The organism is Polynucleobacter sp. UB-Raua-W9, assembly GCF_018687435.1.
Lineage (GTDB): Bacteria > Pseudomonadota > Gammaproteobacteria > Burkholderiales > Burkholderiaceae > Polynucleobacter.
Window position 1 is genome coordinate 1,026,849 of the sequence record NZ_CP061290.1, and the last position, 13,574, is coordinate 1,040,422.

General features: G+C 46.2%; 12 protein-coding genes and 1 tRNA gene. 6 read left to right on the top strand and 7 right to left on the bottom strand.

What is annotated here, in order from left to right:
• Positions 1 to 8: 8 nt before the first annotated feature.
• Complete coding sequence (locus AOC07_RS05315; RefSeq protein WP_215292020.1) at positions 9 to 947, bottom strand: YicC/YloC family endoribonuclease; 939 nt, start codon at positions 945 to 947, stop codon at positions 9 to 11.
• 54 nt (positions 948 to 1,001) lie between these two features.
• On the opposite strand from AOC07_RS05315, the gene rph reads away from it, so the two are divergent.
• Genes rph through hemW form a run of 3 tightly spaced genes read left to right on the top strand, consistent with a single transcriptional unit; the run spans position 1,002 to position 3,533 of the window.
• Positions 1,002 to 1,733: a ribonuclease PH gene (gene rph, locus AOC07_RS05320; RefSeq protein ID WP_215356935.1), complete on the top strand. Its 732-nt coding sequence runs from the start codon at positions 1,002 to 1,004 to the stop codon at positions 1,731 to 1,733.
• Between the two features lie 22 nt (positions 1,734 to 1,755).
• Positions 1,756 to 2,358 (top strand): RdgB/HAM1 family non-canonical purine NTP pyrophosphatase, encoded by a 603-nt coding sequence (gene rdgB / locus AOC07_RS05325; protein WP_215356936.1) that lies wholly within the window; start codon positions 1,756 to 1,758, stop codon positions 2,356 to 2,358.
• Entirely contained in the window at positions 2,352 to 3,533 is a 1,182-nt protein-coding gene (gene hemW, locus AOC07_RS05330; protein WP_215356937.1) for a radical SAM family heme chaperone HemW, read from the top strand. The genes rdgB and hemW overlap by 7 nt, the downstream gene beginning before the upstream one ends.
• A gap of 29 nt (positions 3,534 to 3,562) precedes the next feature.
• Here hemW and AOC07_RS05335 read toward each other — a convergent pair whose 3' ends face one another.
• A complete protein-coding gene (locus tag AOC07_RS05335; protein ID WP_215356939.1) occupies positions 3,563 to 4,360 on the bottom strand; it encodes an enoyl-CoA hydratase/isomerase family protein in 798 nt (265 codons plus the stop codon).
• A 9-nt stretch (positions 4,361 to 4,369) separates the two neighbouring features.
• Positions 4,370 to 5,359, bottom strand: a complete 990-nt coding sequence (locus tag AOC07_RS05340; RefSeq protein ID WP_215292025.1) for a tripartite tricarboxylate transporter substrate binding protein — start codon at positions 5,357 to 5,359, stop codon at positions 4,370 to 4,372.
• Positions 5,360 to 5,436: 77 nt separating this feature from the next.
• On the opposite strand from AOC07_RS05340, the gene AOC07_RS05345 reads away from it, so the two are divergent.
• Positions 5,437 to 6,675 carry a CaiB/BaiF CoA-transferase family protein gene (locus AOC07_RS05345; RefSeq protein WP_215356941.1) on the top strand — a complete coding sequence of 413 codons (1,239 nt, stop codon included), beginning with the start codon at positions 5,437 to 5,439 and terminating at the stop codon, positions 6,673 to 6,675.
• Positions 6,676 to 6,696: 21 nt separating this feature from the next.
• Here the strand turns inward: AOC07_RS05345 and AOC07_RS05350 are convergent, their stop codons facing one another.
• On the bottom strand, positions 6,697 to 8,808 hold the full coding sequence (locus tag AOC07_RS05350; RefSeq protein ID WP_215292027.1) for an alkyl/aryl-sulfatase: 2,112 nt from the start codon (positions 8,806 to 8,808) through the stop codon (positions 6,697 to 6,699).
• Positions 8,809 to 9,017: 209 nt separating this feature from the next.
• Between AOC07_RS05350 and AOC07_RS05355 the strand changes: the two genes are divergently transcribed.
• Positions 9,018 to 10,244: a patatin-like phospholipase family protein gene (locus AOC07_RS05355; protein WP_215292028.1), complete on the top strand. Its 1,227-nt coding sequence runs from the start codon at positions 9,018 to 9,020 to the stop codon at positions 10,242 to 10,244.
• 33 nt (positions 10,245 to 10,277) lie between these two features.
• On the opposite strand, the gene AOC07_RS05360 is transcribed toward AOC07_RS05355, so the two are convergent.
• From AOC07_RS05360 to AOC07_RS05370, 3 genes are all read right to left on the bottom strand, one after another.
• A complete protein-coding gene (locus AOC07_RS05360) occupies positions 10,278 to 10,589 on the bottom strand; it encodes a helix-turn-helix domain-containing protein (protein ID WP_215356943.1) in 312 nt (103 codons plus the stop codon).
• A gap of 123 nt (positions 10,590 to 10,712) precedes the next feature.
• Positions 10,713 to 10,802, bottom strand: a tRNA-Ser gene (locus AOC07_RS05365).
• A gap of 35 nt (positions 10,803 to 10,837) precedes the next feature.
• A complete protein-coding gene (locus AOC07_RS05370) occupies positions 10,838 to 11,971 on the bottom strand; it encodes an NAD(P)/FAD-dependent oxidoreductase (protein ID WP_215356945.1) in 1,134 nt (377 codons plus the stop codon).
• A gap of 101 nt (positions 11,972 to 12,072) precedes the next feature.
• Here AOC07_RS05370 and pgi point away from each other — a divergent pair, with 101 nt between their 5' ends.
• Positions 12,073 to 13,572 (top strand): glucose-6-phosphate isomerase, encoded by a 1,500-nt coding sequence (gene pgi / locus AOC07_RS05375; protein ID WP_215356947.1) that lies wholly within the window; start codon positions 12,073 to 12,075, stop codon positions 13,570 to 13,572.
• Positions 13,573 to 13,574: the final 2 nt, after the last annotated feature.

A 13,574-nucleotide genomic window follows, 5' to 3' on the forward strand; every position in this document is an offset into this window, starting at 1 on the left:
TGTACGGATTACTCTAGGTTTTGTACTTGCTCGCGCATTTGTTCAATGAAGAGCTTGAGTTCTAAAGCAGCTTGCGTACATTCTTCAGAAACGGATTTAGAGCTTAAGGTATTGGCTTCACGGTTCAACTCTTGCATGAGAAAGTCTAAACGCTTACCAACTGGCCCCTTACCAAGCAAAGCAGTGTCTACAGCCTGTAAGTGAGTCTTGAGACGCGCAAACTCTTCAGCTACATCAATACGCACTGCATACAGAACAACTTCTTGACGAATACGCTCCATCAACTCAGTTCCAGACCCGCTAGAATTTTTTCCTTGCTCTTGGGCTGCCAAAGCCTCTGATAAGCGTTCCGTGAGTTTTGCTTGATACTGCGCAACATATTCTGGAACCTTGGGTTCAATCGTCTTGACGATCTCACGCATCTTGCTCGTAATACTGGTAAGGATGCCAACCAAAGCCTTACCTTCTGACTGCCTGCTTTCCATCAGAGTTGCCAAAGCTGCTTTGCCAGCTTCTAAAGTTGCTGCAATCCACCCTTCTTCCTCGCCGCGCGGCTCAGAAACTACACCCGGCCAGCGCAACACATCCGAAATACTGAACTCTCTAGCATCGGGAAAGATTTCTTGGGTATTGGCCTGTAAAACTTTGAGCGCAACTAGACGATCCTGATTTAGGGTGCCCAAGGCTTGGGGGTTGGCTTTTGTTGTCCCGCCACTGTTATTAATACGCCAAGCCGCCCGAAATTCAAGCTTGCCCCGGGAAAGATTCTGGGTCACCAGCTCCCTTAATGCGGGCTCAGCCCCACGGCATTCATCAGGAAGACGAAAACCCAAATCCAGAAAGCGGCTATTAACAGCCCGACATTCCACCTGCAGATCAGCAACTACACCAGCTCCTAGGGAGACTTGGCGAGAAGCGCTGCCATAACCAGTCATGCTCGATATCATATGGACATTGTAGATTCTTTATTTGTTCCAACCCAAACCTTTAGGCAAAATTCGATGAGCAACCAACCTATCACCCGTCCAAGCGGCCGTAAGCCCAAAGACTTACGCCCCGTCACGATTTCTAGGGCTTTTACCAAGCATGCCGAAGGTTCTGTGCTGATCGCCTTTGGGGATACCAAAGTACTGTGTACTGCCAGCATCCTGGATAAGGTGCCGCCGCATAAACGTGGCTCAGGCGAAGGTTGGGTTACTGCGGAATATGGCATGCTCCCTCGCTCTACCCATACTCGTAGCGATCGAGAGGCTGCACGTGGAAAACAATCTGGTCGTACACAAGAAATCCAACGCCTAATTGGTCGGGCTATGCGCAGTATTTTTAATCTAGAAATTTTGGGTGAGCGCACGATTCACTTAGATTGCGATGTCTTACAAGCTGACGGTGGTACACGTACCGCTTCCATTACGGGCGCTTATGTTGCTGCTCGTGATGCTGTTAATCAATTACTCAAGAGTGGCGCACTCACTCAAGACCCAATGATTGATAGCGTAGCCGCGATTTCGGTTGGCATCTATCAGGGTAGCCCTGTTTTAGATTTGGACTACCCAGAAGACTCATCGTGCGATACCGATATGAATGTCGTGATGACTGGTAAGGGCGGCATGATTGAAGTACAAGGCACTGCAGAGGGGGCGGCATTCTCAAGAAGTGAGCTAACTGCACTGCTTGATTTAGCAGAAGAAGGTATTCGTGAATTGACCCAATTGCAAATTGAAGCATTGAAGTAACTATTGCCTTAATTAACAGTTCATGCAAAAGCTCGTTCTCGCCTCCAATAATGCTGGCAAGGTCAAAGAGATTCAAGCGCTCTTGGCGCCTTTGAATTTTGAAGTCATACCGCAAGGCACGCTCGGCATTCCTGTAGCAGAGGAGCCACACCACACCTTTGTTGAGAATGCCCTTGCTAAAGCGCGTCATGCCAGTAGTGCTAGCGGCTTACCAGCCCTAGCGGATGATTCTGGTATTTGTGCTCATGCTCTAGACAATAGGCCCGGTGTTTACTCTGCGCGCTACGCCGGTGAGCATGCAAATGATGCTGCCAATAATCAAAAGCTGATCTTTGAATTAAGCAATCAATCCGATCGCAGCGCGCATTATGTTTGTGCCTTAGCCCTCGTCAATAGCGCTGATGACCCCAAGCCTCTGATTGTCGAAACCAGCTGGTATGGCGTCGTCATCAACGAAGCAAGGGGAAGCAATGGATTTGGCTATGACCCCCATTTTTTCTTACCCGAACTGAATCAGACAGCCGCAGAGCTCGATCCCAGTCAAAAGAATCTCATCAGTCATCGCGGTCAAGCCTTGTGCGAACTCATTAGTCAATTGAAGATTCGTAATTCATTGCCGTGCTGAATCAACCTTCCTTAACTGCATTGCCTCCATTGGCTTTATATATTCACTTTCCTTGGTGTGAGAAAAAGTGTCCTTACTGTGACTTCAACTCACATCAAACGAAAGATCCTTCCTCGGACCTTGCAGACGGCTTTGATGAGCAGCGTTATATCAATGCCTTAATTGCTGATCTTGAAACTGAATTACCCAATATCTGGGGACGTCAAGTTCATAGCATCTTTATCGGCGGTGGTACGCCTAGCCTGCTGTCAGCTGCAGGCATGGATCAATTATTGTGCGCTGTTCGTGCCCGACTCAATTTAGAACCCGATGCTGAGATTACGATGGAAGCCAATCCTGGTTCTGTTGAAGCAGACAAATTGGCCGGCTTTGCCAAAGCGGGAATCAATCGGGTCTCTTTGGGAATCCAGAGCTTTCAGGATGAACAACTTAAAGCGCTAGGCCGCATTCATAGTGGTGCTGAAGCTAAGCGCGCTGTCCAGATTGCCTTAGATCACTTTAAGTCTGTGAATTTAGATCTCATGTATGGATTGCCCAATCAAAGTCTTGAGGCTGCAAGGTCCGATGTTGAAACTGCACTTTCATTTAAGACTCCTCACCTCTCTTTCTACAACCTCACGCTTGAACCCAATACTTATTTTGCTAACTTTCCGCCAAGCTTACCCAGCGATGATGAGATCGATGCCATCTTCGAGCAAAACATAGACCTGCTTACCAAGGCAGGCTACAAGCGTTACGAAGTTTCTGCTTATGCCAAGAAAGATCAAGAGTGCAAACATAATTTGAACTACTGGCGCTTTGGTGATTACATCGGTATTGGTGCCGGCGCCCATGGCAAGATTTCTTATCCGGGAAAAATTACTCGCCAGGTTCGTGAACGACATCCAGAAACCTATATGCAGGCGATGGAGACTAAAGGCAATGCCCTGATTGAGTCTCGTGAAATTACTTCCAAAGATCTCCCCTTTGAATTTATGCTCAATGCCTTAAGACTCTCTGATGGTGTTGATACCAATACCTTTAGTGAGCGGACTGGCTTACCCTTGAGCGTTATCAGTAAAGGCCTTGATGAAGCCTGTAAAAAGGGTTTATTAGATGAGAACCCGAGCAAGCTCAAGGCGACTGCTTTGGGGCTGCGCTACTTAAATAATCTTCAAGAAATGTTCTTGGACTAGGTAGCTTGCTGGTACTTACTGATTCGCTATTACTTGCCACTCCAAACCGGTGGCTCACCTTTTAAGAAAGAAGCAACTCCGTTTTTAAAATCGTCACTGCCATAGGTTTCACGGATGAGGTCTTGGCAATCCAGTAATTGGCTTGCAATCATTCTGGCCATTGTAAGCTTGCTGGCTTTTTGCGTAATTGGAGCCAGCTTTCCTAAACGCTCAGCCAAAGCATCCGCCTCTTTGCCGAGTTGCTCTTGATCATATGTAGCCAGTAAATAACCCTGAGCGAGTAACTCGCTGGCAGGAATCATTTCAGCCAAGAGCAGCATGCGCCTCACAATATTCATACCCATGTGAGCAGCTAACCAAGCGATATTGCCAGGATATAAGCAATTTCCGAGAGTTCTTGCAATAGGTACGCCAAACTTTGCATCTGGCGTAGCAATCCTAAAATCACAGCAAGTTGCAATTGCCAAACCACCGCCCACCGCCATGCCATCGATGACCGCAATCGTTGGAATTGGGAGTGATGCCAAAGGATTTAAATAGTCGTGTATGGCTTCTTCATAACGCACGCCATCCTCGCCATTTATAAAGCTAGAAAATTGCGCAATATCACTTCCAGAGACAAATGATTTGCCACCTGCTCCGCGAAAAATTGCAACGCGGATATTAGAATTATTGGCAATATCTAAGCAAATAGATTTAAGGCTCTCGTACATGCCAACAGTCATGGCATTGCGTGCCGCAACATGGTCGAAAGTAACGTAAGCAAACTTACCCTGAAGCTCTATCGTTACTTGGGCCACCTTAGCCTCTTGATCTATTTGCGTCATTGTTAAAACTTATTCCGCCTTAATGTTCAAGCTTTTAACCAAGCGTTGGTACTTAGCAAGTTCGCCGGCCAAGAACAGACTGAATGCGGCAGGAGTTGCGGGGCCTTCTGGTTGTAAACCTTGTGCATCTAGAGTCTTTTTAATCTGCGGATCGGCCATCGCTGCTTTCACAGCTTGATCAATCTTATTCACTACCGCTGGATCCATGCCTTTTGGACCCATGACGGAATACCAGTTGGTTACGTCAAACCCTGTGATACCCACTTCATTAAAGGTCGGCACATTCGGAAGAATTGCCAAGCGTTTTGGGGTCGATATCGCCAATGCTTTTAAGCTGCCGTCTTTAATCTGCTGCAAGTTGGGTGGCAAAGTATCAAAGTTCATTGTGATCTGACCGCCGAGCAAATCAATAATAGCTTGGCCACTACCTTTATAAGGAACGTGATTCATTGAAATGCCAGCAATTTTTGAGAAGAGTGCTCCAGCCAAATGTTGTGTACTACCAATACCCGATGAGCCATAAGTCATCTGCCCCGGGTTTGCTTTAGCCAGTGAAATTAATTGCGCAACGGAGTTCACAGGCAAAGATGCTTTTACAACCAATACGTTTGGTACATAGCCCAAATAAGTGATCGGTGTGAAATCTGTCGCAGGATTGTATTGCACGTTGGTTAATACAAAGGGTGCAATCGCATTTGAATTGGAGTGGCCCATTAGCAAGGTATAGCCATCGGGATTGGATTTAGAAACCTGATCGGCAGCAATAGTACCCGCAGCACCAGACTTATTTTCTACGATCACGCTTTGACCCAAGAGCTCGCCCATCTTTGGTGCGATGGCTCTAGCCACAATATCGGTGCCGCCACCTGGAGCAAAGCCCACAATGAGACGGATTGGCTTAGTAGGAAAAGCTTGTTGAGCTAACGCAAAGAATGGCACACAGCAAAGCGCAGTAGCAATCAGACCTTGAAGGGCCCACTTTGGCAATCGAAGCAACATACAGTCTCCAAATCTAGTTTTAATTGTCTTTGATACTATTAGACATTCATTCTAAACATATAAAAACAAACGAGACAATGACGAAAACACCTACTCAACCTGATTTAACTGGGTCCACTAGACCTCTGCCTCTTGCTGGCGTGCGTGTGCTGGACGTTAGTCAAGTCATGGCTGGCCCTTACTGCTGCATGCTTCTAGCCGACTTAGGTGCCGATGTCATCAAGATAGAACCCCCCGGTACGGGTGATCAAACCCGAGGAGCGATGGGATTCAAGATGAAAGGCTCAGATAGCATGGGCTTTCTCAACATGAACCGCAATAAGCGGAGTCTAACGCTTAATCTCAAAACCGATGCAGGTAAAAAAGTCTTCTTTGAGTTGGTAAAGACTGCAGACATCCTAGTTGAAAACTATCGACCAGGTGTCATGAAAAAACTGGGTATTGACTACCCTTCTCTGCAAGCCATTAATCCTGGCTTAGTCTATGCCAGTATCTCCGGCTTTGGTCAAACAGGTCCGTGGGCAGATCGACCTGGTTTTGATTTAATGGCCCAAGCAATGTCAGGCGTAATGAGTGTGACTGGTTATCCCGATGGGCCCCCAGTAAAAGCGGGTGTTCCAGTAGCGGATATTGGTTGCGCCCTCTTTGCTGTTTACGGAATCTTATCTGCGTATATTGGCAAAACCAAAACCGGTGAAGGTCAATTTATTGACGCTTCTTTATTTGACTCTGCTTTGGCATTTTCAATCTGGGATACAGCGCAATACTGGGGGACTGGAGTTGAGCCGTACAAATTAGGTACCGCAAATCATATGAGCGCACCCTACCAAGCCATGAAGGCCTCTGACGGCTACTTTGTGATGGGTGCTACCAATCAGAAGTTATGGAAACTTCTTTGTGACAAGACTGCCCGCCCCGAATTATTTGAAGATGCGCGTTTCAAAACAAATCCGCTGCGCTTGGCCAATCGATTAGAACTTGCAGCCGAACTAGAGAAAACCTTCCTTACTAAAGCGAGTCATGAGTGGGTTGATGATCTTCTAGCGGCAGGCATTCCGGCTGGCCCTATTAACACCTACCCAGAGGCATTTGATAGCGAACATGGTCGTCATCGAAAAATGCGGATGGAAATTGATCATCCGATTGAAGGAACTGTTCCTAATATTGGCTTTGCAGTCAAGCTGATGGGTACGCCACAGCAAGTACGCAAACATCCCCCTCTATTGGGTGAACATACCAGTGAAGTGTTGGCGGAAATGGGAATCTCAGGCGATGAGCTGAAGGCACTAGAGGCTGGTGGTGCGTTTGCACCGTAAGCGCTTCTAATTTACCGCAGACTATTCACCTGCAGTAATCGCCATCTCTTGAGCGGCAAAAGGATCTTTTGCTGTCTTTGGCAAGGGCTTTGCCTCTGGTTTATTGGCCTTAGTACCAGGCATTAACTCAAAATCGGGGGTAAAGATAGTCAGAGTACTTTTGAGTTGATCAAAGGATTTGCGATCGCCATCAAACTTCGCCTTACCCTCGGACAGCAGAGTTTCAAAAGTAGTTTGGCCACCCATCACACGCTCAAGATCACTGCGGTTTAGGGTGATGCTGAGATTGGGATTTTTAGCTTGTTGACCCTTGATGTTGGTAAGGGTGGAGTTACTCATCTCAATGACGAACTGCTCGCCATTATCTGGTGTGGATAGGTTAATGATGAATTTCATACCAGCGGCTTTTTTACTATCCATACTAATGGCCAAAGAATTGAGCCACAGCTCTGTTGTCATTGCCTTAATCATGTCCGGACCATTGGATTTTGGAGAGGCGCCGCCAGGCATACCATGACGTAATTCATAGGCAGCACCAAGGAAACTATTGCGTACGCTAGGGCTTTCCTTTTGGTAGCCAATTTGCTCAAAGATATCGGCTAGCAAATCTTTTGCCGCAGCATTATTGGGTTGTGCATAAACTAACTTGTTAACGATCTCCATGGCTTGGCGATACTTGCCTTGTTTATAGAGCTCTTTTCCCTTGGCCATGATCTTGGCCGATCCACCCATCATCTCAACATAAAGCGGGGCAGAGTCTTTAGGTGATAAAGGAATCAAGGTAGCAGGATTCGCATCCCAGTAACCGAGATAACGATTTATCACTGCCCGACTATTGTGCTCCTCTGAGCCATGATAGCTGTGAGCAGCCCATTGCGACTTTAGACTTTCTGGTTGCCTGTAAATGTTATGGACTTCGTTAATAGTCACGCCATTATTTGCAAGGTGTAGTACTTCATTATTTAAATGGGCATAACTATCCCGTTGAGTGCGCATCACTTCTTGAATGCGCTCATTGCCCCAACGCGGCCAGCTGTGTGAAGCAAACATCACGTCAGTTTCGTTGCCGTAACGATATAGAGCGTTATTAATATTTTTAGACCAAGCTAAGGCATCCCTTACCAATGCGCCACGTAAGGTGTAAATATTGTGAATCGTCCCAGTGATATTTTCAGCGGCCCAGAATGCTTTAAATTGGGGGAAATAAGTATTCATCTCCGCGGGCGCTTCAGTGCCTGGCGTATTTTGGAATTCCATCTCAATGCCATCAACCATCATTTTTTCAAATGGCTGATTAACATAGGTGTTTGGTTCAATCAAACCTAAGTTGCCAGCAGCAGTATTCTTACCAATCGATTGATCCACATGCCCAAAGGGACTGCGGGGCAACAACACTCCATATTGAAAGTACATCCGGCGGGTCATTGCATTACCGGCATACACGTTTTCAGCAACGGCGTGATCCATAAATCCAGCAGGTGCAATTACTTTAACCTTACCACTTTTGACATCAGCCTCATCCACTACTCCACGCACGCCACCAAAGTGATCCCCATGGGAATGGGAATACACCACAGCCACTACAGGACGTTTACCAAGCTTTTCATTTACAAGCTCCATCGCAGCTCTAGCAGTTTCTTTGGCGGTGAGTGGGTCAAACACAATCCAACCTGTATTGGTTTTAACAAAACTAATATTTGCCAGGTCAAAGCCGCGAACTTGATAAATCTTTTCGGGCACCACTTCATAGAGACCGTAGCCCATATTGAGGATCGCCTGGCGTTGCAATGATGGATGAACGCTATCAAAATCTTTGCCTTGCAATAAGAACTCATAGCTACCCATATCCCAGGCAACATTCCCAGCGTCCGCCATGATGGTCTTATAGGCAGGAGCAGCTATGAACCCTTTTTTAGACTCCTCAAAGTCACGCTGATCATCAAAAGGTAATGACTTGCGCAAGCCATTCTGAAGCTCTACTGTATAGCTTGATGGCGCCATGCCTTTAGCATCAAAATGCTTGCCTTGCATTGCACCTGGATCGGCCACCACTCCACCGCCACCAGCAGCAAAAACAAATCCCGAAGTTAAAAGAGATGCTACAAGAGCGAGTTTCGTAAAGGTAGTTTTCATTTTGTAAGCCTAGCGATCAATATAGATTCAATAATAGGATTGGTAAATGGCAAGCCTATGACTTAGCTGAACCAAATTTTGAGGTCTTCATAACCGAATCGTACAACGACTAGCCTAATTCCGAGATAAATACTTATAGATTCTTATATGACCTTTCTGAAATAAGAAGCCCTTACAATAAAGAGAATCAATTTATTTTAGAAAAATATATGCGTTTATCTTCATTTGCAGCCTGCATCGTAGTGTCTCTTAGTCTTTTGGGCTGCTCTGCTCTGGAACGCAAATCTGCTGTCCCAGCCCAATCCTTAAGCAAAGCTGAAATAGCCGGTTTACCAAGCGTTCGCTACCTGATATCAACACAGGCGGGTGTAGATGCGCTAGTGGCTGATGCCACTCAAGTTGAGGCCGGTCGAGGTAAAAATGCATTCCAGGGCGATGCCAACTACTTGGCTCTTTCTGGCGGCGGTGATGATGGAGCCTTTGGCGCTGGTCTTTTAGTTGGATGGTCCAAACAAGGATCTAGACCGTCTTTTAATTTAGTCACCGGCATCAGTACTGGCGCATTAATTGCCCCATTTGCCTATCTTGGCAAAGATTATGACCCGGCCCTGAAGCAGGTTTACACGAACATCAACCCCCAAGATATCTTTATTAATCGCGGCATCATATCGGGAATATTTAGCGATGGCCTAGCGGACTCCACTCCACTCTATCAATTGATAGCCAAATATGTTGATGCAAATTTTCTCAAGAAAATTGCTTATGAATACAACACGAATGGTCGCTGGCTGTTGATTGGTACAACGAATATTGACGCTGGTGTACCTGTTGCCTGGAATATGGGGCGTATTGCTAGCGTAGGTACACCAGAAGCCATCGAACTCTTTCGCCGCATTATGTTGGCATCTGCATCAATCCCGGGAGCATTTTCTCCAGTGATGTTTGATTTCCTGGTGGACTCACAAGCATTTCAAGAAATGCATGTAGATGGAGGCGCAAGCACGCAGGTATTTTTATACCCCTCTGCAGCAGTGCAAAGAGCCAATGAGTTGGGCCTCAAGCGCCGCAGCAATCGACAGGCCTACATCATTCGAAATTCGAGATTAGATCCTCGCTGGAATGAAACTGAACGCCGCACTTTAAGCGTTGCAGGTCGCGCGATCTCTCAACTGATTCAGACCCAAGGTATTGGCGACCTCTATCGTATTTATGCCATGACCAAGTTCGATCATGTTGGCTTTAACCTTGCATACATTGGTTCGGACTTTAATGAGCCACATCAGGAAGAGTTCGATACTAAGTATATGAATGCTCTATTTCAATATGGCTATGAGCATGGCCTGAAAGGTTATCAATGGAGCAAGTATCCACCAGGATTTAATGGTGCATTTGATACTGATGGTGAAAAGATGACTCTGAAGAAAAAACCACTTTAAGCTTTAAACCTTGCTGTAATACCTCAATCACAATTATTTTTTTCTTAAAAAAACTGGGATGTAGACATCTTCTTCATGGTGATTAATTCTTGTCGAAGCAGAATGAGGTCTATTCAATTCTTCTAACTCAACATCTAAGGCCTTTGCATATTTATCAGCATGACTTAATGTATCTGCTGCTACCTGCTTAAATCCAAGCAGCTCACCACTCTCAATGCGAACGAGATCATGAATACCTAATCCACTTGAAACTGAAAGTGCGGCCAAGGTCAGACCACGCCTCTCTCGTGCATTACGAAGACGCTTACCAACCGCCCTGAAGGATTGAATTTCTGCTAAGTTCATAAAAGCCTCAACAAATACAGGCCTCTATCCTCTGCCCCAAGTTGGAGCCAGTCAATTAGCCCTTAGGCTAATGAAACACAGATAAAGAAAAAACCACCCTAAGGTGGTTTTGGATACTTATTTTGGCGGAAGAGGTGAGATTCGAACTCACGGAGGACTTTCATCCTCGCCAGTTTTCAAGACTGGTGCATTCAACCGCTCTGCCACTCTTCCATTAGTGTGAATCTCGGTTGGATCCAAGCCCCAGATTATAAAGAACTTTTGATTTTCTCTTCTAAATACCTAGCTATGGCAATGCTGGAGGTTAAACCTGGGGACTCAAAGCCATATAAGTTATAGAGGCCTTGGAGGCCATGGTCTTGGGGTGAATTGAAACAAAAGTCTCCAGCCGGGGTATTTGGCGGCACTATTTTCGCCCTCACCCCTGAATAATCGGGCTGCAAAGAACCATCTTTGAGTTCTGGCCAATAGCGGCGGACTGCCTCATAAAAATCTTCACCTCTTTTAGGGTCAACGGTGTAATCAATTTGCTCTTCGTTTTCAATATCAAGCCATTCGACGTCAGGGCCAAACTTAGCTTGCCCACCCATATCTAAAGTGAGGTGCACACCAAGACCGCCAGGTTCTGGAATCGGATAAATCAAATGGGTAAAAGGCGATTTACCCGAAAGTGAAAAATAATTCCCTTTTGCAAAGTAAGCTTTGGGTATGTGATCTTGCTCTAGGCCTGCAATTTTTTGGGCAACTGCCGGCGCGCTCATGCCCGCGCAATTGATGAAGAGCTTGGTTTGCAGCTTCATACCATCAGGACCGCCAATTTCCAACTCAAAACCACCTTCTGCACCAGGCCCAATCGGCTTTGCACTGATCAGCGGTGAGTGATAGGCAATCATGCCACCAGCATCTTCAAAGCCACCGAGGAGCGAGAGCATGTAGCCATGACTATCAACAATGCCTGTACTTGAAGAGAGTATTGCCGCAGAACATTTGAGCTTGGGCTCCAGTTGCTTTGCCTCTTCACCGGAAATCATCTTAATTTCTGGTACACCATTATTTTGTGCTTTATAGAGAATTGCTTGAAGATCATCAATCTGAGAATCATCAGCGACGATGAGCTTGCCATAAGGCTGCGTTGCTACTTGATGGCTACGACAATACTCATAGAGTAGTCGATTGCCCTCAACACATAGCTTTGCTTTGAGAGAGTCTTTTGGATAGTAGATACCAGCATGAATGACTTCACTGTTACGGGCACTACTAACCGTCCCAAAAGAGCCTTCTCTCTCTAGCAGGATCGTTTCACGGCCTTGAAGGGCCATTTCTCGCGCAACAGCCAGGCCAACCACCCCGGCACCAATCACGACACAGTCAACTTGCTCCATTTATTTGTTTTGCTTTCCACTCATTACTAGGAATATACCGAAATCCTGGCATTTTCAGTGTTTTGAGGAATTTAGGGGGTCCTTCTTGATAAAATCCAAGAATGTCCTCTAGACCAGTAAATTCATTAAAAAACACCCCAGAAGGTGTTCATGTGGCCGTTGATGTGGTGCTAGATACCGCTTATCAAAATATCAGTACGGCACAGTGGGATGAGCTGTTCTCATTTGCTCGCAAATCCAAGCTTGAAGGGTTTATTGCTGATCTGTTTTCCGGCAAGCATATTAATCTCAGCGAGGATCGCCCTGCGCTTCACTCTGCATTACGCAATCTTTCCAAGTCACCAGTCATGTTGGATGGCAAAGATGTCATGCCGGCTGTTGCGGATGTGTGGCACCGGATTGAAGCCCTTTGCAACAAATGGGTGGGTGTCACTGATGTCATTCATATTGGCATTGGTGGCTCTGACTTTGGCCCGCGTTTAGCAATAGAGGCTTTAGCCCACGTTCCCGGTATTGAAAGCCGCGGTATGAGGATGCACTTCTTAGCCAATATTGATACTGCTGAGCTAGCACGCATTCTGGATCGCGCTCAGCCCAACAGCACCCGCGTCATTATTGTTTCTAAATCATTTACCACTTTAGAAACGACCATGAATGCCAAGGCCGTAGTCAACTGGTTAAAAGATAATGACTGCACCAAGGGTCAAATCTCCAATTCTTTGTTTGCAGTCACTGCTAATGTTCCTGCTGCCAAAGAGTTTGGTGTCCAGGTTGACAATATTTACCCTTTTTGGGACTGGGTTGGCGGTCGTTATTCAGTATGGTCTGCCGTTGGTCTACCCATCGCTTTGCAATATGGCTTTAAGGCCTTTGAAGAATTTTTGGCTGGTGCTCATGCAATGGATTTGCATTTTAAGAATGCGCCGCTAGAACAAAATCTGCCAGTCATTATGGCTTTGGCTTTATTACATCAACAAGAAACTTGCAATATCAAGGCGTATGCAGCCATTCCTTATGCGGATGCCTTGGATTGGTTTCCGAAGTGGTTGCAACAGCTTGATATGGAGAGTAACGGTAAGTCTGTTGATCGTGAAGGCAAGCCAGTCAAGCACTCTTCACCAATAGTCTTTGGTAGCGCAGGCAGCAATGCCCAGCATTCCTACTTTCAACTTCTGCACCAAGGAACAGATGTCGTTCCGATTGATTTCATTGCGGTACGTAAACCGATGAGCAATCGTGCTGAGGCTGTTGCACATCACCGTATCTTGCTATCCAATTGCCTGGCTCAAGCCCAGGCTCTGGCGCATGGCAAAAAAGCTGAAAATCCAAACGATGTGTACCCTGGTCATCGACCAAGCAACTTACTGCTTCTGCCAGAACTCAATGCGTTCTATTTAGGAGCAATGCTAGCTCTTTATGAAAACCGTGCTGTGAGTCTTGGGGCTCTTTGGAATATCAATAGTTTTGATCAACCAGGTGTTGAGTACGGCAAGGTGTTAGCAAAGCCGATTGAAAAGGCGCTGCTTGATGGCTCTCCTGTGGCAGCAAATAACAATATTGATGCTGTCACCGCCGCGCGTATTAATTTATTGAACAGTTAGGA